This window comes from Halobacillus sp. Marseille-P3879 (assembly GCF_900240285.1).
Classification (GTDB): domain Bacteria; phylum Bacillota; class Bacilli; order Bacillales; family Halobacillaceae; genus Halobacillus_A.
Genome location: NZ_OESS01000002.1, coordinates 611,657 through 633,532, shown reverse-complemented (window position 1 = coordinate 633,532; position 21,876 = coordinate 611,657). Strand labels below are relative to the sequence as shown.

The window sequence follows — 21,876 nt, the reverse complement described above, 5'->3', positions numbered from 1 at the left end:
CCCCCTCCTTACTCTTCCGTTAAATCTTCTAACTCAGAATCCTGTTTTGAGGAATTCTCAGTAATAATACCTTCTTCTAATGCTTCACTTTCACTCTTGATATCAATTTTCCAACCTGTCAGTTTAGCAGCAAGTCTTGCATTCTGCCCCCTTTTGCCTATTGCCAGGGAAAGCTGGTAATCCGGTACAACTACAGTTGTTGCTTTATCTTCTTCATCTACCAGAACTTCTACGACTTTAGAAGGGCTTAATGCATTGGACACATATTCGATCGGATCTTCCGACCATTGCACAATATCGATTTTTTCCCCTTTTAATTCATTAACAATTGCCTGAACCCGCTGCCCGCGCTGTCCTACACAAGAACCGACCGGATCTACTTCCGGATCCTCTGCGAAAACTGAAATCTTTGAGCGGTCCCCAGCCTCACGTGCAACTGAACGGACTTCTACAGTTCCATCATAAATTTCTGGTACTTCCATTTCAAATAATCGTTTAAGAAGGCCGGGATGAGTGCGGGAAACATAAATATGCGGGCCTTTGTTACTGTTTTCAACTTTAGTGACGAACACTTTAAGGCGATCATGAACCTCATATACTTCAGTAGGCATTTGTTCCCCTTCTGGAAGTCTGGCTTCAATTTTCCCGAGGTTTACGTAGACAAAACGTGGATCTTTACGCTGAATGATCCCTGTCATAACATCCTCTTCACGATCTACATATTCTCCATATATGATTCCACGCTCAGCTTCCCGTACACGTTGGGTAACGACCTGTTTTGCTGCCTGCGCAGCAATTCTTCCAAAGTCCATTGGAGTTACTTCGACTTCAATAACATCTTCCACTTCATAATTAGGATTCTTCTCTTTTGCCTCTTCAAGGGAAATTTCCTGCTGTGGATCCATAACTTCCTCTACGATCACTTTTCGGGCAAACACTTTCATGCTGCCCTCTTCTTCATTAATATCTACACGAACGTTTGTTGCGGAGTTAAAATTTTTCTTATACGCTGATATAAGAGCTGCTTCTAAAGCCTCCAACAACAAATCTTTGTCAATGCCTTTTTCCTTTTCTAAATAATTCATGGCATCAAATAGTTCACTACTCAAGAGTTTATCCCCCTTAATTAAAAGTTACAGCCAAATTAGCTTTGGCAATTTTGTTAAATGGTACTTCAAGCTTTTTCCTGCGCGCTTTGATTCGTATTTCAATCGCAGCAACGTCGTTTTCGAAACTTACTAAAGTTCCTTCAAATTCTTTCTCTCCGTCCATGGGTTCATATAATTTAACATAAATGTGTTCCCCTTCATACTTTTTGAAGTCGGCCGGGGTTTTAAGAGGTCGTTCAGCTCCAGGGGAGGAAACCTCCAGAAAGTAGGCACCCTCAATCGGATCCGTTTCATCAAGTTTTTCACTAAGCAGCTCAGAAACCTGACCGCACTCTTCAATGTCTACGCCTCCTGGTTTATCAATAAAGACACGCAAAAACCAGTTTTTCCCCTCTTTTTTATACTCTACTTCGACTAATTCTAAGTTCATCTGTTCTAAAATTGGTTCCACTAATTGCTGTGTAACACTTGTTATGTTTTGATTCAACTCCGAATCCCTCCTTTAGCTAATCTCACTATTAATTAGGTACTTAACTGTTTAGAGTCGTAATGAAACCGCTATGAAAAATCATAGCGGTTTACAAGAAATAGAATACATGAACATGCCTTAAAATATACGAAAGAGTGGGTTTCCCCACTCTTTCGGCCGTTCTTATCGCTCTTGTCACCATAAAAAATATACCATAGTTTCCGTTATAATGCAATACAACCTAAAACAGTGAAAGCTGGTTCTCTTCAGGCATTCCTTCTAAACATCCTTGTGTATCCAAATATTCAAGAACTGTCTTCGAAATACGGCTTCTTTCCCGAAGATCCTGCTTCGAAAGAAATTCTCCTTCTTTTCTGGCATTAACAATACTAATCGCCGCATTAGTACCTAAACCATCTACTGCATTAAAAGGAGGTACAAGGTTATTTCCGTCTACTAAAAAGTCTGTGGCACTTGAATTGTAAAGATCAACTGGTTTAAAACCAAAGCCTCGTTCACACATCTCCAGGGAGATTTCCAGAACTGTCATTAAACTTTTTTCTTTTGGTGTGGCGTCTAACCCTTTAGCCTGGATTTCTTCTAACCGTTTACGAATCGCTTCAGAACCTTTAATCATTGTTTCAAGCTCAAAGTCGCCTGCACGAACGGTAAAGTAAGCAGCATAAAAGTAAATAGGATAATGAACTTTAAAATATGCAATCCGTACGGCCATCAGCACGTAGGCTGCAGCGTGGGCTTTCGGGAACATATACTTGATTTTCTTACAAGAATCAATATACCAGTCCGGGACCCCGTGTTCCTTCATTGCTTCGATCCATTCATCCTGAAGCCCTCTCCCTTTTCTTACAAATTCCATGATTTTAAAAGCAAGAGATGGATCAAGCCCTTTATGCATAAGATAAACCATTATATCATCACGGCAGCCGATTACTTCAGGCAGTGTACAAATCCCATCGTTAATTAACTGCTCCGCATTCCCGAGCCATACATCTGTGCCATGGGAAAGTCCCGAAATAATAACCAGTTCAGCAAAAGTTTTTGGTTTTGTATCTTCAAGCATTTGACGAACGAACCGGGTACCAAATTCAGGCACCCCGAGTGTTCCTGTTTTACACATAATTTGATCTGCCGTTACGCCTAAAGCTTCAGGGCCGCTGAAAATCTTCATCACTTCAGGATCATCTACAGGAATCTCTTTCTGATCAATCCCGCTTAAATCCTGAAGCATTCGGATAACCGTTGGATCATCGTGCCCGAGTATATCAAGTTTAAGCAGATTATCGTGAATCGAATGGAAATCAAAGTGTGTCGTCTTCCATTCCGATTTTGTATCATCTGCCGGATACTGAATAGGTGAAAAATCAAAAATATCCATATCATCTGGCACAACAATTATGCCGCCGGGGTGCTGACCTGTTGTCCGTTTCACTCCCGTACACCCCTGGACCAGACGATCTACTTCGGCATTTTTATACTGAAGCTGGTGGTCCCCTGCGTACCCTTTTACGTAACCATAAGCTGTTTTCTCAGCGATGGTGCCAATTGTACCTGCACGGTAAACATTTTCTTCACCGAATAGAACCTTTGTATAGTTATGAGCGTGCGGCTGATATTCCCCTGAGAAGTTCAAATCAATATCTGGAACTTTATCTCCTTTAAAACCAAGGAACGTTTCAAATGGAATATCCTGACCGTCTTTTTTATACGCAGTTCCACATTCTGGACAATCCTTTTCCGGCAAGTCAAATCCACTACCTACAGAGCCATCTGTAAAAAATTCATGGTGTCGGCAGCTTGGACAAACATAATGCGGAGGGAGCGGATTAACCTCTGTAATATCCGTCATAGTTGCTACAAATGAAGAGCCCACTGAACCACGCGAGCCCACGAGATATCCATCTTCCAGGGACTTGGTTACCAGTTTTTGTGAAATTAGATAAATGACCGCAAATCCGTGTCCGATTATACTCTCCAGCTCTTTCTCCAAACGTTTCTCTACCAGTTCAGGCAGTTCATCTCCGTAGAGGCTTCTCGCTTTATTGTACGACATATCTCTAATTTCCTGATCCGCCCCCTCAATATTCGGGGTGTAAAGATCATCTTTGACAGGAGTGATTTTATCAATCTGCTCATTGATAAGGTGAGTATTTGTGACAACTATTTCATGCGCTTTCTCCTCACCCAGGAATGAAAACTCTTCCAGCATTTCATTTGTGGTTTTAAAGTGCACATCAGGAAGAGTCTGCCTATTTAAAGGGTTTCCGTTTTGAGAAGAAATAAGAATCTGCCGATACTGTTTGTCATGTGGGTCTAAATAGTGTACGTTGCCGGTTGCAGTAACTGTTTTATTAAGTCGTTCCCCAATTTTTACAACCTTCTTAAGAATGTCATAAAGTTGGGCTTGATTTTGAACCAAATCTTTTTCCAGAAGATGATAGTAATTTCCCACAGGCTGAACTTCAATGAAATCATAAAACGAGGCTGCTTTTTCAGCCTCTTCTTCTGACTTCTGCATAGCCGCTTCAAACACTTCTCCTTTGTCACATCCTGAACCTACAAGAATCCCTTCTCTCAACTTGGCCAAACGGGACCGGGGAATTCGAGGTACACGGTAGAAATAATTGACGTGAGCTTCTGACACTAAACGATAAATATTTTTCAACCCTGTGGAGTTAGCAGCCAGCAAAGTAACATGGGACGGACGCGAACGCTGGTAGGCCTTGCCTTCGCCCATATAATCATTCAAATTTTTATGATTGCTGATACCGCGTTCTAAAGCTTTTTTTACCAGCTTCCACAGTAAGTAACCTGTTGCTTCCGCATCGTAAATTGCCCGGTGATGCTGTGTAAGCTCAATATCGAAATGCTTACAAAGGGTGTTTAATCGGTGATTCTTTAACTCAGGGACTAAAAACCTCGCCAGTTCAAGTGTATCAATAACCGGGTTGGAAGCTTTGCCTAAGTCTATACGGTCAAAACCAGTATTTAAGAATCCCATATCAAAGCTTGCGTTATGAGCAACTAAGATATCATCATCCATCCATTGATGAAAGTCTCTAAGGACATCCTCAATTTCAGGCGCGTCCTTCACGTGCTCGTCCGTTATGCCCGTTAAATCGGTAGTAGTTTGCGACAGCGGCTGATGAGGGTTTGCAAAGGACTCAAACCGATCAATAATCTCCCCGTCTTTTACCTTAACGGCCGCAAGCTCAATAATCTTATCATAAACAGCAGAAAGCCCTGTAGTTTCCACGTCAAATACGACGTAAACATCGTCAGCCAGTTCACGATCCTGTTCTTCGTAAGCGATCGGTACCCCATCGTCAACGAGGTTCGCTTCCATGCCATAGATGATTTTTACTCCGTTTTTTTCACCGGCTGCATGGGCTTCCGGGTATGCCTGGGCAACTGCGTGATCGGTGATTGCTATAGCTTCGTGCCCCCAGTCTGCTGCCTGAGCGATTAATCGGGAAGCTGAAACAGGCGCATCCATCTGACTCATCGTAGTGTGAGCGTGAAGTTCAATTCGTTTTTGACCTTCTGCTTCATCTTTTCTAATTACCGGCTTCACTTCATTAATATCATTCGCCATCATAGTTAATTCACTTGTGAAGTTATCGGTTTGAATACTGCCGCGCGCTTTAATCCACATACCCTTTTCAACTTGTTTAAAGAGTTCGGGATGGTCGTCCCCCCGGGAAAACATTTTAATAGCAAAGGAATCTGTGTAATCCGTGGCTTTAAGAAGTAAAAGGTGACGGCCTGAACGCAGCTCTTTAATTTCAACATCAAACACGTAGCCTTGTACTGTTTTTCTTCGTTCTTCTTCAAGGAGAGTTTCCATTGGTTCAGGTTCATCTTGAATTTTATAACCGATTTCAAGCGGACCTTTAGGTTTATGGTCTTCCTTCTCTTTAGCTCGTTCTTCCTGGTCTTTTACAGCCCTCTGGACGATAAGCTTATCTTCCTGCTGACGTTGTTCCTGGAACTTTTTTAACTCTTCCTGCTCTTCCTTCACACGAGTATTCAGCATAAGGGCGTTAAGTCCCGTTCGTAAGCAAAAGCTTTGCAGCGGCATTTCCAGCTTTTTCTTTATAGCATGACTTTCAGCTAAGTTCCTGCATGTTAACATAACCTTGTTACCGTTAACTTCAGGGACTTGTTCCATGAGTAAATCTTTATAACCAGGAGTCAAATCACTGATCGATTGAATAAAGCTCCGCCAATATTCACAAATATCCTCTGCGCTTACATTTTTATCATTTGCTTCTATTGTCCATTCAACTGAAGCCAGGGCACGAAAAGTGCTTTGCAGCTTACTTGTGAAAAGTTGATAAACTGAAGGGGGCAGAGGTTTTTCAAATCGGAATAAAAAATGCCACTTTTTTTCTGATTTATAGACAGTAAGCTTTTCTAGTTTACTATTTTCAAAGTGAGGCTGTATTAAATCTTGAGGAAATTGGATTTGTTCCAACAAATAGTACATCTTGTCCTGACTGCTTACATCCAATCTGATTCCTTCCTCTCCGGATTCTTTATCCTATAATTAGGTGGTATCATATACGAAAAATATACCCTTGCCTGTCCACTTAAGCAAGGGTACATTAAAAACTCTCTATTAATTATCGAACCATTGACGGACAGTGTCAACAATCTCTGATTGATTTCGTTCATCCTGCTTACCTGTCTGCCGCTCTTTTACTTCTACTATACCTTCACTTGCACGTTTTCCTACAGTAATTCGTAAAGGAATTCCAAATAAATCGCTGTCCGCAAATTTAACGCCCGCTCTTTCTTTGCGGTCATCATATAACACTTCAATACCAGCAGCCTGTAGCTGCTCATACAATTCATCTGCCAGCCTCTGCTGGTCTTCCTTCTTAGGGTTAAGAGACAGAAGGTGTACTTGATATGGCGCAATATGGGATGGCCATGTAATGCCACTTTCATCGTGATATTGTTCCACTATTGCAGCAACCGTCCGTGACACTCCAATCCCGTAGGAGCCCATAACCATCGTTTGAGATTTACCCTGAGCATCCAGATAAGAAGCGTTCATATTTTCAGCATAAAACGTACCCAGTTTAAAGACGTGCCCAACTTCGATCCCTCTGGCAAACTGGATGATACCCTGACCATCAGGAGAAGGATCTCCTTCTTTAATAAAACGCAGATCAGCATATGCTTTTACATTGAAATCACGTGATGGATTGACATTTGTGTAATGATAGCCTTCTTCATTCGCACCGCAAGTTACGTTAATAAGCTTTTCAACAGCTCTATCTGCGACTACTTCTACTTCTTCTGGTACGTTGATAGGCCCTAGTGAACCGAATCCGGTACCAAGCAGCTGACGTGTTTCCTCTTCAGTTGCCAGTTCAACAATATCAGCATCATAGAAGTTCTTCAACTTAACATCGTTAGTTTCATGGTCTCCACGGGTAACTACCATGACAAACTGCTCGTCTACTTTGAACATGATTGATTTTAACCCTTTGTCTAAATCATGGCCCAGATAATCTGCTACCTCCTGCATTGTTTTTTGTTCAGGCGTAGCGGCTTTTGATAATTCTTTTGGAGTCTCGTTTGATGAAGGATAATCCATAACAACAGGAGCCATTTCTATATTTGCAGCATAGTCGGAAGTATCAGAATAAGCAATAACATCTTCCCCAACTTCGGACAGCACCATAAACTCATGTGTATCTTTTCCACCCATCTGTCCGGAATCGGCGATCACAGCACGGAAGTCTAAGCCGCATCTTGAGAATACATTTGAATAAGCTGTGAACATTTGATCGTACGTTTCATCCAGACTTTCAAATGATTCATTAAACGAGTAAGCATCTTTCATTAAAAATTCTCGACCACGAAGCAGTCCAAAGCGGGGTCTCTTTTCATCTCTAAATTTATTTTGAATCTGATAGACCAATAACGGAAGACGCTTATAGCTTTTAATCGAATCACGGACGAGACTTGTAATTACCTCTTCATGTGTAGCCCCAAGAGCAAATTCCCGCTCGTGCCGATCGTGAAGCCGCATTAATTCTGAACCATAAGTATTCCATCTGCCGCTTTCTTTCCATAGTTCCGCAGGCTGTAAGGCAGACATCATTAGTTCATGAGCACCGGCCTTATCCATTTCTTCCCTTACAATTTCTTCCACCTTTCTTAAAACTCGTTTTCCTAACGGTAAATAACTGTAAACCCCGGATGCAATCTGTCTTATGTATCCTGCCCTCACAAGAAGCTGGTGACTTTTGATTTCTGCGTCTGCAGGATTTTCTTTTAAGGTTGGTATCAGCATTTGACTCTGTTTCATTATATACACCCCATTTTTTATTAAAAATAAAAAGAAGGCTCTAAAGCATGATGAGAGCTATTTCTCTCCATGCTCCCGAGCCCCTTGAACTAAAGAAATAACCTTTGGATATCGTTCCATGTTACAACAAGCATTAAAAGCATTAATAATGCAAAACCAACAAAGTGCACAATCCCTTCTTTTTGTGGATCAATTGGCTTGCCGCGCACGCCTTCTAAACCTACAAATAATAATCGGCCGCCGTCTAATGCTGGCAGAGGAAGCAAATTAATAATGCCCAGGTTTACACTTAGTATTGCAGTCCACATCACGAAATTAGTTAAACCGGTTTGTACGACTTGATCAGTTGCATCGTATATACCAACAGGACCGGACAGCATATCAAGGGAGAACTGCCCTGTGACCAGCATGCCGAGATTTGTCAGTATTAAAGATCCCCATTCATACGTCTGTGTAAATCCGAATGTCAGCTTCTTAGCTATCGAATCTTCAAACGCGCGAGCTACGCCTACCTGCCCAATTTCTACGTCTCCCTCTTCTAAACGATTCGGGGTGACGGTTAACTCATTGGTTTGTCCATTTCTAGAAACAGTTAGTGTTACTTCTTCTTCAGGGTGCTCCCTTACTATCGTCGTGAACTCTTCCCATGTATTAACACTTTCATTGTTGACCGCTGTTACTTCATCACCTGGCTGCAGTCCTGCCTGTTCTGCTGGTGATTCCTGCTGCACTTCACCAATCATGGCTTTATCGGCTGGTACTCCCTGAATAAAGCCGAGAATCATAAACAGAATGATCGCCAGAACAAAATTCATCAATGGCCCGGCAAATAATTGCATAGCTCTTTGTGGAACAGATTTAGAGGCGAATTGACGATCAAAAGGAGCGATTTGAGTTTCTTTCTCATCTACTACAAACATGGCCTTTGGATCTACTTCAAAAAACAGCTTTTCCTCTTCATCAATTTCATAGCCTTCAATAATTAAACGATGATCCAAATCAGCTTCTTCAACTTCAATCACACGTGCATTTGGATGTTTTGACTTATTATTAACTATAATCTTATTGACCTTGCCAGAATCATTAAACTCCAGGCCGATATGGTGACCTGCTTTTAATTCAATAATTTCCGGGTCTTCGCCAGCCACTCTGACATAGCCGCCTATCGGCAATAAACGGATCGTATATAGAGTTTCGTTTCTTGTAAAAGCAAAGATTTTCGGCCCAAAACCGATTGCAAACTCTCTGGCGAGCATTCCTGCCCTTTTGGCAAAAATGAGATGCCCCCACTCATGTACAAACACAAGTAAGCCGAACATGATTATAAACGCAATCACTGTAGTCAAATGAAGCACCTTCCTTTTAATTTAAATGGCTGCGGACTCTTTCTCTAGTAGTCTTGTCTATAGATAGTATGGTTGATAAGTCAGGGGTATGAATAACTTGATGGCTCTCAAGCTCTTTTTCAATCAGCTGTTCAATATCCAGGAAAGAGATCTGGTTATTTAAAAACAACTGTACAGCTTCCTCGTTCGCTGCATTTAACACGGTCGTCATAGACCCGCCTTCACGCCCTGCTTCGTAAGCCATTCGTAAACAAGGAAATCTTTCCATATCCATTTTTTCAAAATGCAAGGATGCGATTTCCTCGAGATCCAGCTGCTTCGTCATCGGCAGATTAAGCCGGTTCGGATAAGTCAGTGCATATTGAATCGGTACTTTCATATCAGGCGTTCCCAACTGAGCTATTACACTACGATCCACAAACTCCACCATAGAGTGGATCACACTTTCTCTATGTAGAATTACATGGATTTTATCATAAGGAACTCCAAATAACCAGTGGGCTTCAATTACCTCCAGTCCCTTGTTCATCATAGAGGCTGAATCTACAGTAATCTTAGCGCCCATACTCCAGTTCGGGTGGTTTAAAGCATCTTTAACTGTCACCCCTGCCAGTTCATCCCGGGTCTTATCCCGAAAGCTCCCTCCTGATGCAGTGATAACCAACTTGTGGATGTCTTTAGGATTTTCTCCATTTAAAGCCTGATAGATAGCTGAATGCTCGCTGTCCACAGGCAGCAGTGCCACCTGATGTTTACGGGCAGCTTCCATGACTAAATGTCCCGCTGTAACAAGTGTTTCTTTATTGGCAATAGCAATCGATTTCTTAGCTTCTATTGCTTTAAGCGTCGCAGGAAGCCCTATACTGCCCATAACTGCATTGACGACTACATCTACAGAATCGGCAACACTTGCTTCAATTAAACCTCCACTTCCGCTTAAAATACAGGAATGGTCTATTTCATTCTCCAGTCTTTTTTTTGCATCTTCGTCTTGAACGACCACAATTTCCGGCTTGAATTCCTGTATAAGCGGTACAGCTTCATCAATATTTCTTCCAAAAGCCAAGGCGTATAAAGAAAATTCCTCTCTGTGTATCCTTAATACATCAAGTGTCTGCAACCCTATTGAACCGGTTGCTCCCAACAGTGCAATCTGCTTCATTTCGTACTCCCCCTGACTCCCCTTTAAATCAACAAAACTTATGCTCTGTTGATTTTTCTCCAGTCGAAAAAATATATACGTTTAGAATCACGTTGAAATAAATCCTATTAAATGCAGGATTGGCAGCATGAAAATCAAGCTGTCGAATCTGTCTAAAACTCCTCCGTGCCCCGGCAGAATTTTCCCGGAATCTTTAACAGCATAATGCCTTTTAAAAGCCGATTCCACCAGGTCGCCTATTTGACCTGCCACCGATATAATCACGGTTACAAATAATACAACCATCATAGAGGAGTGCACAGGTTCTACAAGTTGAAATATAAAAGCTACTACACATGCCAATAATATTCCGCCTACTGAGCCCTCTATTGTTTTTTTCGGACTAATCTGCGGCCAAAGTTTATGCCTGCCAAAGGCTCTGCCAAACAAATAGGCTCCTGTATCGGTAGCCCAGACGACAAACAAAGCATAAAAAATATACTCTAAATCCGCCTCCCTGGTCTCTATTAAATAGTAAAAACCCATACCTACATAAAAGGCTGAAATTATAAGAAACCCTGCATCATCAAATGTGAAACGGTTTTTAACGAGTACCGTGTAACTCAGCAGGGCCAGGACTGCTAAAAGGGTGATTTCTGCTTTTGTAATAGGGAGAGAATAGCCTGCTAGTGTCCCTTCTTTATACATAAGTGCCCAAAGTAACAACAGAGTTATTCCTGATGCAATGGAATACCTGGCAATCTTCTTCATTCTCATTAACTCAAATATAGCTATACTTGCGATCAAATAGACGAAAAGTTGAAACGGCACACCGCCTAAAATAACTATAGGTAAAAATATAAGTACTGCAACGATTGCTGTAATAGTTCTTTGTTTCATTATACATTCACACCTTAAATTCCGCCGTATCGACGCTTCCTATTTTGATAATCATACAGCGCTTTTTCGAAATGGCTTTCATCAAAATCAGGCCAGAAAACTTCAGTGAACCAAAATTCTGAATAAGCAAGCTGCCATAATAAAAAGTTACTAAGCCGCTGCTCTCCGCTCGTGCGAATAAGCAAATCAGGCTCGAACAGTTTAGAAGTATACAAATGAGAGGTGAACATCTCTTCTGTTATTTCCTCAGATGAAATTTCGCCCTTCTCTACATTTTTTGCAATTTCCTTGACAGCATGCACCATTTCATAACGGCTGCCGTAATTTAATGCAAAATTTAGAATCAACCCATCATTATCTGAAGTTTTCTCAATCGCATCTCTTATTGCCTTTTGAGTATGTTCGGGTAAGAGGCTGACATCGCCAATGGTTTGGACCTGCACATTCCTCTCAATTAACTCAGGTAAATATGTACCTAAAAAGTCAACAGGAAGCTTCATTAAAAAATCAACTTCATTTTTCGGACGTTTCCAGTTTTCTGTTGAAAACGCATAAAGTGTTAGTATTTGTACGCCGAGGTCGGATGCATGACGGACAATTTTCTTAACGACGCTCATTCCTTCTTTATGACCTGCTATCCGAGGCATTCCTCTGTTCTTTGCCCATCGACCATTTCCATCCATAATGATCGCTACGTGTTTTGGTATATGATCATAATCTAAACCAAGGGTTCGATTGATCGTTTGTTTTTTATTCCTTGTAAATGGAAACTTGATTGGCATGAATAAATCCTCCAGTTCGATGGCTCCATTATATTATTATATACTATTATCCTACAACATGCTGCCGATCTCTTAAAGAGGATTTAAGAAAAGCGTAATAGATGCTAAAAGCCAAAAGCTAACGCATAACAAATGATTGAGTAAAACAAAAGCCGCACTGTCATCCAGCAACAGTGCGGCTTTATAAAATTCAGCAATAATTAGAAGCCCTTTAGACTTAACTATCGCTATAAAACGAATCGATACCTTTACACTTCCATCATTTCTTCTTCTTTAGCTTTTGCCAGCTTATCGATTTCAGCAATGTTTTGATCTGTTACTTTTTGAACATCTTCCTGAGATGAACGAAGATCATCTTCAGTCAAATCTCCATCTTTTTGAAGTTTTTTAAGTTGATCATTGACATCCCGACGGATATTACGCACCTGGACTTTTGCTTCTTCTGAATATTTGCCTACTACTTTAACAAGGTCTTTACGTCTCTCTTCTGTTAAAGCTGGAATGTTAATTCTTACCACATTACCATCGCTTGAAGGTGATAAACCCAGATCAGCTTTTTGGATAGCCTTCTCAATTTCCGAGATTGCTGACTTGTCAAATGGAGTAATGACAAGCAGGCGCGGCTCAGGTGCGGAAACTTGTGCCAGTTGATTTAATGGAGTAGCAGCACCGTAATAATCGACATACACATTATCTAATATTGATGGATTGGCTCTACCAGCTCTTACGGTAGCTAATTGTCGAGAGAAAGCTTGAACGGCTTGCTCCATTTGTTGTTTTCCTTCGTTAATTACTGAGTCGGACATGACTATTTCCCCCTTACGATCGTTCCAATATTTTCGCCCATTACGGCTTTCTTAATGTTACCTTCTTCTGTAATAGAGAATACCAGTAAATCAATGTCGTTGTCCATACATAATGATGAAGCAGTAGAATCCATTACTCCTAATCCTTCATTTAGTACTTCTAGATAAGAAACTTTATCGTACTTCTTAGCATCTTCATTGACTTTCGGATCGTCAGAGTATACCCCGTCCACATTGTTTTTTGCCATTAAAATGACATCAGCTTCAATTTCAGCAGCTCTCAAAGCAGCCGTTGTATCTGTAGAGAAGTACGGATTCCCAGTTCCGGCCGCAAAAATAACGACACGTTTCTTTTCTAAATGGCGTATCGCTTTTCTTCTTATATAAGGTTCAGCTACCTGTCTCATTTCAATTGATGTTTGAACTCTCGTCGGTATCCCGATGTTTTCTAAGCTGTCCTGAAGGGCAAGAGAGTTCATGACGGTTGCAAGCATCCCCATATAATCAGCGTTGGCACGATCCATCCCCATTTCACTGCCGACCTTACCGCGCCAGATATTGCCGCCGCCTACAACAACGGCGACTTCCACACCTAATTCAGCTACTTCTTTAACTTGCTGAGTAATCGATTTAATGACTCCGGGTTCAATGCCGAAGCCATTTTCACCGCTTAGAGCCTCTCCACTAAGTTTTAATACAATTCGTCGATAGCGCGCTGTAGTCATAGAAACCTCCATTTATTCCCTGGTTTAATCCTTTTGCTACTTTTTTATTCATTTATGTAGCGGTTGTTTACGTTCTTTTTTTAAAATAGGGAACACCCCGTGTCCCCTATTTTTGTCAATCTATTATTTTTTAACCTGGCTCATAACCTCGTCAGCAAAGTTTTCTTCACGCTTCTGCATGCCTTCTCCTACTTCAAAGCGAACAAATCCGTTCACTTCTCCGCCTGCAGCTGCCACATATTTCTTCACTTTCTGATCAGGATCTTTAACGAAATCCTGCTCAAGAAGGCAGATTTCCTGGAAGAATTTGTTCAGGCGGCCTTCAACCATTTTTTCCACAATATTCTCCGGCTTGCCTTCATTTAGAGCTTGTGTTTTAAGAGTTTCACGCTCAGCATTTACTTCTTCTTCAGGAATTTCATCACGAGAAACATAGCGAGGATTAACCGCTGCTACATGCATAGCAACATCCTTTGCTGCAGCCTCATCTGTAGAACCTTCAAGAACAGTAAGTACTCCGATGCGTCCTCCCATATGAGTATAAGCACCAAAGGCATCATTATCAGTTTTTTCCTTAACTACAAAACGACGAAGAGAGATTTTTTCTCCGATTTTCGCTACTACATCAGTAATATAGTCATTTAGGCTGCTTCCTTCTCCGTGAAGCTTCTGTTCCAAAGCTTCTTCAACAGTAGCAGGCTTCTGCTCTACTAAATGTTTGCCAAGCTCCTGAAGCAATAATTGGAATTGGTCATTTTTAGTAACAAAGTCTGTTTCACAGTTCACTTCAAATAATGCCGCTGTATTTCCTTCAACAACAATATGTGCAGAGCCTTCAGCAGCAATGCGGTCAGCTTTTTTCTGTGCTTTTGAAATTCCTTTTTCACGAAGCCATTCCAGCGCTTTATCCATATCACCGTCTGTTTCAGTTAGTGCTTTCTTACAATCCATCATACCAGCGCCGGTTTTTTCACGAAGTTCTTTTACCATTTTTGCATTAATAGCCATGTTATAGCCTCCTTAAATATTCTTGCTTTAAAAAAGGTGATAAAAGGTATTCCCCCTTATCACCTCTTGAACATCAATTACTCTTCTACGGATTCTACTGCTTCTGCTTCAACTTCTGCTTCTTCAGCTACTTCAGTTTCTTCACCTTGTTTCGCTTCAAGAACAGCATCAGCCATTTTAGCTGTAAGCAATTTAACCGCACGAATTGCATCATCGTTAGCTGGAATCACGTAGTCGATTTCATCTGGGTCACAGTTAGTATCAACAATTCCAACTACCGGAATATTAAGTTTGTGAGCTTCTGCAATCGCAATGCGCTCTTTACGAGGGTCAATGACAAACATTGCATCAGGAATAGATGTCATTTCTTTAATTCCGCCCAGGAATTTAACTAGGCGATCTTTTTCTTTTAATAAATCTACAACTTCTTTTTTAGGAAGTACATCAAAAGTACCGTCTTCTTCCATACGCTCGATATCCTTTAAGCGGTTGATACGCTTACGGATCGTTTGGAAGTTTGTCAGAGTACCACCTAACCAGCGTTGGTTGATGTAGTACATACCACAACGAGTAGCTTCATCACGTACCGTGTCTTGAGCTTGCTTTTTCGTACCTACGAAAAGAATGTTTCCACCGTCAGCAGCAACTTGACGTACATAGTTGAATGCTTCATCTACCTTTTTAACCGTTTTTTGCAGGTCGATGATGTAAATTCCGTTACGCTCAGTGAAGATGTACTTCTTCATCTTCGGGTTCCAGCGACGGGTTTGGTGTCCAAAATGAACACCAGCTTCTAAAAGCTGTTTCATAGAAATAACAGACATTAGTAATTCCTCCTATTGGTTTTTTTAGTATCCTCCACCGTCATCATCTTTCCTTCCCAACTCTATATGCTAGAGCAACCTGGGAGTGAAATTAGAAGGTGTGTGTATTGACACCGACAGTAAATATACCATAATCATCCTTCTCAATCAAGTAGATGATGCTACTTTTTTTTGTGAAACTTAACAATTAACTGTGTTTCAGTCACACCTAAATTAAGCTCTCTTGCTATATCATCAACTGACTTCCCCTTGTTGTACAAAGAAATCACTTTTGATTGAGTAGACACCTCATAGTCTTCTTCTTTATCAGGTTCAGGAGGTTTGTAGGTTTCACTTTCGTTATTCGAAGATTCTATTACCTTAGATTCAAAGCGGCTGTTTTCTTCTTTAATTTCTAACAGATAAGAAGAAAAAAGATCTTCTATCTCCTTTGCTACTTCCTGCTGTCTCAGTTCTATTTCTTCCGTTTTTTTCACTTTTGTAAACACTGTGAATAGTGCAAAGATGATTATCCCGTCAATTATAAAACTGATTACCAGTAAAAAATATAACATATAATTCAGCCCCACCCGTATAGTCGATCTTGCAGCAAGGGGGTATCCACCCCATTTCTCGCTCTTTAAAACTGGCCCCTTCATTTATCTTTTAAAACTGCAGTTTTAACATAGAGCCTCATCCCTAAATCCTCTTACAATTACACTACCCTATGTATATTGTCTTATATTACTCTTGTCGCCATTGTAACGTCTCTAATGATTGTCCAATCAGCACCGCCAATAATTAGCTGACGATCTCGATAAGAGAGTGGCGAAGTTTAAATAGTGCCCTGGCATGAATTTGAGAGATTCTTGATGTTGTTAATTCCATTATTTCCCCAATTTCAGTAAGGGTAAGTTCTTTTGTGTAAAATAGACTTACTACTAACTGTTCTTTTTCATTCAAATTTTTTATTTGCTCGGCCAGTTCCTGATAGTTTTCCTTTTGTATGATACGTTCAGTAGGAGATAGAGCACCTTGATCAGGTATAGAATAACCAATGCCTTCTTTATGTTCTTCTTTTCCCTCTTTTGGTTTCTCTTCCATGGAAAGCACATTAGCAAATAACGTGTCTTTCATCACTTCTTCAACTTCCCGTTTACTCATGCTGGTTTTCTCTGCTACCTCCCCGGAGGTCGGAGGTCTTTTATAATGCTGTTCCAGCTCTTCAGCAGCGGCTTCTACCTTTTTTGATTTGTCCCTGACTGATCTCGGCAGCCAGTCTTCTTTCCGTAAACCATCAATGATTGATCCCCTGATACGAAACGATGCATATGTATCAAATTTCAAATCACGATTGACATCAAACTTTCTAAGCGCATCATACAACCCAAGAAGACCTAAACTTCTCACATCGTCTTTGCAGACACTTTTAGGTAAATGAGCCGAAATTCTCTGGACGTGAAAGCTAACTAAATAGTCATATACCTGAACTAACTCGTTAACGGCATCGCTGTTCCCATCGTTTACCCACTTTTCCCATAACTCATTTTCATGTGTTACAGAGCCGTGCATCCGTATCCCTCCTTGACCCGCTTAATTGCGGGAGAACTAACTTTAATTAAAGTTCATCAGGCTTTTTTGTTTACGGCCTTTTGTTTTTTTGCAATAAGCGCAATGGTCCTGGAAAAGAATGTACCATTAATATAAACCCACATCACACCAAAGAATTTGCAGCAGTCCCAAACAAAAAGCGCTTTGACATCAAAACTTATGTTCTACTTAATAGATGGAATCATATTATTCTTTCTCCTTTATGAACAGTCCGTACATTGAGCAGGCATGAAGAAGGGTCAAATTCAATAGTCCGTCCACATTTACCGCCTACATCAGCAGCTTCTAAAGGAATATTCAGCTGAAGAAGTTTACTTTTAACAGCTTCCACGTTTCTAGGACCGATCCGCATCATATCAGTACTAAACTGAAACATTTGAGCACCTCCTGCAATTTTGGCAGTAAATCTTTGAGGACATCCGCCGGCCTTAATCAGCCTGTGGTAAAGAAGCTCAATCCCACTATCTGCGTATTTGGCAGGATTATCTCCTGCATTCTTACTATAATTAAAGTTTGGCAGCATGATATGGACCATTCCAGCCTTAGCACGTCCTGCATCATAGAGCACTACCCCAACACAAGAACCAAGACCTGACGTTTTTAACACTTCCGGGGCTGTTACAATATTCATATCTGCTATTCCAACTTTAACTACCTGGCTGACCTTATTCATTGAAAACACCAACTGACCGAAATAATACCTTGTAAAATTCCGGATCAGGAAAGAGAAAGAAATGTCCATTCATTTTACCGTCAACCTGTTTATCCTCTAATAACGTTTCGATTACAATGGCCCGGTCATAATATTGAGAAAGCTTGATTAACCCTGCACTTAAAATAGCTCCTGCCATATCTGACACCACGACAGGAACAGTAGGCATAAGGTCAAGTTGAGTAAAATCAGCAAGACTAGATAAATAGGAACCCGCAATAATATTCCCAAGTTCTTGAAGGGCAGATTGTCTAAGTTCTGTGGATCCGCTCTCTTCTTTAAAAAGCTCTGTAATAAAGTCATCAGCTTGTTGAGGAGACAGCATAAAAAACATACTCCCGGGCGCATCTCCTTCTATCCGTAATGATATACTTACCGTTTCATTATCAGCGCCCCCTGCTAAGTCCATTACCTTATCAAATTCAATCACCTGGATGGAAGGGACTGACATATTAATGGGCTTATTTAATAAGGTGGAAAGAGAGGCTGCAGCATTTCCTGCCCCTATGTTTCCAACCTCTTTTAAAACGTCAAGCTGTAAAGCAGAGAATTCATCTTTAAATACCCTTTCCTCAGCCTTCAATTTCTTCTAATTCCTTGATTTCACTTGTGGAGAGAACTTTGCTTAAATTTAGGAGGATAAACAAGCGCTTTTCTACTTTTACTACGCCTTTGACATACTCCGCTTCCATTGTATCTATGACTTCGGGAGGAGGTTCTATTGCTTCTACTTCAAAATCCAGTACGTCATTGGCCGCATCCACAATCAGCCCCACATCCATTTCCTCAATGTTGGCAATGATTATACGAGTACTTTCACTATAAGGCGCCGTTTCAATTCCGAACCTGGAGCGCAAATCTATAATAGGTGTGACGATTCCTCTTAGATTAATCACTCCTTCTACAAATGAAGAGGTACGAGGTACTCTTGTAATATGCATGATTCTTTCAATAGAACCTACCTGGTGAACCGGAATAGCATACTCCTCACGATCAAGTTGAAAAATGATCACTTTCATTGATTTACTTTCTACTCCCATTTTACAGCCTCCTTTATTTAATTAACGCATTTGCATCCAAAATTAAAGCTACTTGGCCATCCCCAAGAATTGTAGCTCCTGAAATAGCAAAAACACCTGATAAGTAATCCCCTAATGATTTCAACACAACTTCCTGCTGTCCAATAAATGAATCTACGACAAGGCCGGCCATCTTATTTCCTTTCCTAACGATGACAAGTGAATAATACTCATCTTCTTCTAACTCAATAGGAACTTCCAAAACGTCTTTTAGAAATACTAACGGAACGACACTTCCTCTAAAATCAATAACTTCTTTGTTATGTGCACGAAGAATCTCTTCCTTTTTAACGATCGCTGTTTCAATAATGGAAGAAAGCGGGATAGCATATTTCTCTTTTTGGACTTCGACAAGCATGACAGAAATAATAGACAGGGTTAGTGGCAGCTGTATCGAAAAGTTACTTCCTTCACCCAGCTGTGAATTAATAGTAATCGTTCCACCCAGCGATTCGATTGTATTTTTTACAACGTCTAATCCAACTCCGCGGCCGGAAACGTCAGAGATTGTATCGGCTGTTGAAAACCCACTGGCCATAATCAGCTCATATACTTCTTGTTCGGATAGCTTTTCAGCTTGTTCACTTGTTACCACTTGATTATCCAGCGCTTTCTTCAGGACCTTCTCTCGATTAATGCCGCCGCCATCATCGGTGATATCAATGAAAACATAATTTCCACTATGGTACGCTTTCAGTTCAATACTCCCTGTTCCGGACTTTCCATTCTTTTTACGTTCATTAGGACTCTCGATGCCATGATCTATGGCATTCCTTAGTAAATGTACAAGGGGATCTCCGATTTCATCTATTACTGTGCGGTCAAGCTCCGTCTCCTCCCCTATGATTCTTAAATCTATATCTTTGTTCAAATCCCTGGACAGTTGACGTACCATTCTTGGGAAACGATTAAACACTTGTTCTATTGGTACCATTCGCATATTTAAAATAATATTTTGCAAATCACCTGAAACTCGAGACATTCTTTCTACAGTTTCCTGCAACTCGGAATGTTGTAATTCGTTTGATATCTGCTCCAAACGACCACGGTCGATAACAAGTTCTTCAAATAGATTCATAAGGACGTCAAGACGATCAATATTAACTCGGATTGTTTTATTCAGTGCTTGTTTGGAATTTGAAGAAGCACCATTATTTTCATTGCTGCTGTCATCTTTTTCTATTTGTGCAGACGGGACTTGCGCTTTGTTCTCGGTTTCAGAAATCTTATATTCTGTAATATGTACACTATGAACCTCGGAAACTTTCATAATTTTAGCGTCGATATCTTCACGTGATTCTTCGGTAACAAATAACACCTGGAAATCAGTTTCGAAATCCTCATTCTCTAAATCCTCAACTGGAGGAGTTGAAAGAATGACCTCCCCCATTTGTTCTAGCACATCAAACACCATATAAACTCTTGCAGCCTTCAGCATACAATCTTCCCTTAGGGAAACGATAATATGATAATTTGACAGCCCCTGTTCTTTCGATTGCTTAAGAACTGTACGGGTAAATTCATCTACTGAATTCTCTTGGAAAGGAGTAGTATCTGCAGGCAGGGATTGTTCTTTCTTCCTTTGGTCAAGCGCATCTCCCAGTTCAATTGCTTGCAAAAGTTCTACAACCCTCCTGATATCTCTTTCGCCTGTTCCCCCTTGGGAGATCTCAAGAACCATAGCTTCTAAATGATCAACAGATTCAAAAACGATATCCAGCATTTCAGCATCGATTTGAATCTTATCGTTTCTTACCCCGTCTAATACATTTTCCATTTTATGAGTCAGGTCCGCTAAATCCTCATACCCCATCGTCGCTGCCATCCCTTTTAGAGTATGAGCGGACCTGAATATTTCTCCCACAATTGAAGTGTCTTCCGGGCTTTTCTCTAACTCCAGTAACCGATCGTTAATCGACTGTAGATGTTCACTGCTTTCATCGATGAATAGATCTAAATATTGGTTGGTTTCCATCTTCCTTCCCCCTATTTCGAAATAACTAGTTTAATGACTTCACTTATTTTATCGACATCGATTACCTCATTAGCAAGCTTAGATTTGATTACTGCCTTTGGCATACCAAAAACAACAGAGGTCGCTTCTGATTCAGCAATAACATACGTATCTGCTTTACATTGTTTTAATTGAAGCAGTCCCTCTGTACCATCTGCTCCCATCCCTGTCATTACTACAGCTAATGTACTCACATCGGTCCGGCAGAGGGATTGGAATAAATGATTCACTGAAGGGCGGTGGCCATTATTTGGGGGACTCTGCTGCAAGCAAGAGATTAATTTTCCATTCTTCTCCTGAACGCCCAGATGGTAATCTCCAGGTGCAATGTAAGCTGTACCTTTTTCTAAAAACACTCCGTTTTCAGCTTCTGTTACATGAATTTCAGAAAGCATATTAAGCCTGGCAGCGAGTGACTTTGTAAATCCTTTTGGCATATGCTGAACAATTACGATGGGACAATCCAAGTCTTCAGGCAAAGAAGGTAATACCGTCTGCAGAGCTCGTGGTCCTCCCGTTGAGGTTCCGATCGCAACAATTTTCTTACTCGAACTAAGCTCATTCAGGTAATGGGAAGATTGAACAGGAGTCTTTCTGACGTTTGATCTGTCTGATAAATCTACCCTTGCTTTACTAGCTGTAATAACTTTTCTTACGATTGTCTTTTCCACTTTTTGAATATCTAGGGAGATTGCGCCCGACGGCTTTAAGATTACATCCACCGCTCCAAGGGTCATAGCCTTAACCGTACTTTCCGCTCCTTCACTAGTTAAACTCGAAACCATTACGACTGGAATAGGGTGAGCATCCATTAATTTCTCCAGCGCAGTCAACCCATCCATTTTAGGCATTTCTATATCCAGAGTAATTACATCCGGCTTAAGTTGAATCGCTTTTTGAATACCCTCTTCCCCATCTCTTGCTGTACCTGTAACTTCAATGCGCCGATCATTATTTAAAATGTCGGACAGCATTTTTCTCATAAAAGCAGAATCATCAATTACTAATACATTTACTTTTTCCATTTA

At 40.8% G+C, this 21,876-nt stretch carries 19 protein-coding genes; all 19 read right to left on the bottom strand.

The features are described 5' to 3' along the window. Positions 1–8: 8 nt before the first annotated feature. Positions 9–1,109 carry a transcription termination factor NusA gene (gene nusA, locus C1A12_RS10970; RefSeq protein ID WP_101843919.1) on the bottom strand — a complete coding sequence of 367 codons (1,101 nt, stop codon included), beginning with the start codon at positions 1,107–1,109 and terminating at the stop codon, positions 9–11. 13 nt (positions 1,110–1,122) lie between these two features. Continuing rightward, positions 1,123–1,596 carry a ribosome maturation factor RimP gene (rimP, locus tag C1A12_RS10965; RefSeq protein ID WP_101843918.1) on the bottom strand — a complete coding sequence of 158 codons (474 nt, stop codon included), beginning with the start codon at positions 1,594–1,596 and terminating at the stop codon, positions 1,123–1,125. Between the two features lie 223 nt (positions 1,597–1,819). After that, positions 1,820–6,109 (bottom strand): PolC-type DNA polymerase III, encoded by a 4,290-nt coding sequence (locus C1A12_RS10960; protein ID WP_101843917.1) that lies wholly within the window; start codon positions 6,107–6,109, stop codon positions 1,820–1,822. 108 nt (positions 6,110–6,217) lie between these two features. Further along, positions 6,218–7,921, bottom strand: a complete 1,704-nt coding sequence (locus C1A12_RS10955; RefSeq protein ID WP_101843916.1) for a proline--tRNA ligase — start codon at positions 7,919–7,921, stop codon at positions 6,218–6,220. Positions 7,922–8,010: 89 nt separating this feature from the next. Next, positions 8,011–9,267, bottom strand: a complete 1,257-nt coding sequence (gene rseP / locus C1A12_RS10950) for an RIP metalloprotease RseP (protein ID WP_101843915.1) — start codon at positions 9,265–9,267, stop codon at positions 8,011–8,013. 16 nt (positions 9,268–9,283) lie between these two features. Further along, positions 9,284–10,429, bottom strand: a complete 1,146-nt coding sequence (gene dxr / locus C1A12_RS10945) for a 1-deoxy-D-xylulose-5-phosphate reductoisomerase (protein WP_101843914.1) — start codon at positions 10,427–10,429, stop codon at positions 9,284–9,286. 87 nt (positions 10,430–10,516) lie between these two features. Beyond that, positions 10,517–11,308: a phosphatidate cytidylyltransferase gene (locus tag C1A12_RS10940; RefSeq protein WP_101843913.1), complete on the bottom strand. Its 792-nt coding sequence runs from the start codon at positions 11,306–11,308 to the stop codon at positions 10,517–10,519. 14 nt (positions 11,309–11,322) lie between these two features. After that, the gene (locus tag C1A12_RS10935) at positions 11,323–12,090 is read right to left on the bottom strand and encodes an isoprenyl transferase (RefSeq protein WP_101843912.1); all 768 of its coding nucleotides are present in this window, start codon (positions 12,088–12,090) and stop codon (positions 11,323–11,325) included. A gap of 248 nt (positions 12,091–12,338) precedes the next feature. Continuing rightward, complete coding sequence (frr, locus tag C1A12_RS10930) at positions 12,339–12,896, bottom strand: ribosome recycling factor (protein ID WP_101843911.1); 558 nt, start codon at positions 12,894–12,896, stop codon at positions 12,339–12,341. A 2-nt stretch (positions 12,897–12,898) separates the two neighbouring features. Next, positions 12,899–13,621, bottom strand: a complete 723-nt coding sequence (gene pyrH, locus C1A12_RS10925) for a UMP kinase (protein ID WP_101843910.1) — start codon at positions 13,619–13,621, stop codon at positions 12,899–12,901. A gap of 123 nt (positions 13,622–13,744) precedes the next feature. Next, positions 13,745–14,629, bottom strand: a complete 885-nt coding sequence (gene tsf, locus C1A12_RS10920; RefSeq protein WP_101843909.1) for a translation elongation factor Ts — start codon at positions 14,627–14,629, stop codon at positions 13,745–13,747. Positions 14,630–14,706: 77 nt separating this feature from the next. Next, a complete protein-coding gene (rpsB, locus tag C1A12_RS10915) occupies positions 14,707–15,453 on the bottom strand; it encodes a 30S ribosomal protein S2 (protein ID WP_101843908.1) in 747 nt (248 codons plus the stop codon). Between the two features lie 161 nt (positions 15,454–15,614). Further along, a complete protein-coding gene (locus C1A12_RS10910; RefSeq protein ID WP_101843907.1) occupies positions 15,615–16,007 on the bottom strand; it encodes a DUF6115 domain-containing protein in 393 nt (130 codons plus the stop codon). A gap of 226 nt (positions 16,008–16,233) precedes the next feature. Beyond that, positions 16,234–17,004, bottom strand: coding sequence for a FliA/WhiG family RNA polymerase sigma factor (locus C1A12_RS10905; RefSeq protein ID WP_101843906.1), 771 nt, complete (start codon positions 17,002–17,004; stop codon positions 16,234–16,236). 220 nt (positions 17,005–17,224) lie between these two features. Continuing rightward, on the bottom strand, positions 17,225–17,716 hold the full coding sequence (locus tag C1A12_RS10900) for a chemotaxis protein CheD (RefSeq protein WP_101843905.1): 492 nt from the start codon (positions 17,714–17,716) through the stop codon (positions 17,225–17,227). Then, positions 17,709–18,338 carry a chemotaxis protein CheC gene (locus C1A12_RS10895; protein WP_101843904.1) on the bottom strand — a complete coding sequence of 210 codons (630 nt, stop codon included), beginning with the start codon at positions 18,336–18,338 and terminating at the stop codon, positions 17,709–17,711. The genes C1A12_RS10900 and C1A12_RS10895 overlap by 8 nt, the downstream gene beginning before the upstream one ends. Beyond that, entirely contained in the window at positions 18,328–18,795 is a 468-nt protein-coding gene (locus tag C1A12_RS10890; protein ID WP_101843903.1) for a chemotaxis protein CheW, read from the bottom strand. The genes C1A12_RS10895 and C1A12_RS10890 overlap by 11 nt, the downstream gene beginning before the upstream one ends. Positions 18,796–18,808: 13 nt before the next feature. Further along, positions 18,809–20,809: a chemotaxis protein CheA gene (locus tag C1A12_RS10885; RefSeq protein WP_101843902.1), complete on the bottom strand. Its 2,001-nt coding sequence runs from the start codon at positions 20,807–20,809 to the stop codon at positions 18,809–18,811. A gap of 11 nt (positions 20,810–20,820) precedes the next feature. Then, positions 20,821–21,873 (bottom strand): chemotaxis response regulator protein-glutamate methylesterase, encoded by a 1,053-nt coding sequence (locus C1A12_RS10880; protein ID WP_101843901.1) that lies wholly within the window; start codon positions 21,871–21,873, stop codon positions 20,821–20,823. Between the last annotated feature and the right edge of the window lie 3 nt (positions 21,874–21,876).

Bases quoted from the DNA above. Each gene is read 5' to 3' on its own strand.
- C1A12_RS10940 (WP_101843913.1), bottom strand. From the start codon at position 11,308: ATGAAACAAAGAACTATTACAGCAATCGTTGCAGTACTTATATTTTTA.
- C1A12_RS10885 (WP_101843902.1), bottom strand. From the start codon at position 20,809: ATGGAAACCAACCAATATTTAGATCTATTCATCGATGAAAGCAGTGAA.
- C1A12_RS10955 (WP_101843916.1), bottom strand. From the start codon at position 7,921: ATGAAACAGAGTCAAATGCTGATACCAACCTTAAAAGAAAATCCTGCA.
- tsf (WP_101843909.1), bottom strand. From the start codon at position 14,629: ATGGCTATTAATGCAAAAATGGTAAAAGAACTTCGTGAAAAAACCGGC.
- C1A12_RS10900 (WP_101843905.1), bottom strand. From the start codon at position 17,716: ATGAATAAGGTCAGCCAGGTAGTTAAAGTTGGAATAGCAGATATGAAT.
- C1A12_RS10935 (WP_101843912.1), bottom strand. From the start codon at position 12,090: ATGCCAATCAAGTTTCCATTTACAAGGAATAAAAAACAAACGATCAAT.
- C1A12_RS10910 (WP_101843907.1), bottom strand. From the start codon at position 16,007: ATGTTATATTTTTTACTGGTAATCAGTTTTATAATTGACGGGATAATC.
- dxr (WP_101843914.1), bottom strand. From the start codon at position 10,429: ATGAAGCAGATTGCACTGTTGGGAGCAACCGGTTCAATAGGGTTGCAG.
- rpsB (WP_101843908.1), bottom strand. From the start codon at position 15,453: ATGTCTGTTATTTCTATGAAACAGCTTTTAGAAGCTGGTGTTCATTTT.
- C1A12_RS10905 (WP_101843906.1), bottom strand. From the start codon at position 17,004: ATGCACGGCTCTGTAACACATGAAAATGAGTTATGGGAAAAGTGGGTA.
- C1A12_RS10880 (WP_101843901.1), bottom strand. From the start codon at position 21,873: ATGGAAAAAGTAAATGTATTAGTAATTGATGATTCTGCTTTTATGAGA.
- pyrH (WP_101843910.1), bottom strand. From the start codon at position 13,621: ATGACTACAGCGCGCTATCGACGAATTGTATTAAAACTTAGTGGAGAG.
- C1A12_RS10890 (WP_101843903.1), bottom strand. From the start codon at position 18,795: ATGGGAGTAGAAAGTAAATCAATGAAAGTGATCATTTTTCAACTTGAT.
- frr (WP_101843911.1), bottom strand. From the start codon at position 12,896: ATGTCCGACTCAGTAATTAACGAAGGAAAACAACAAATGGAGCAAGCC.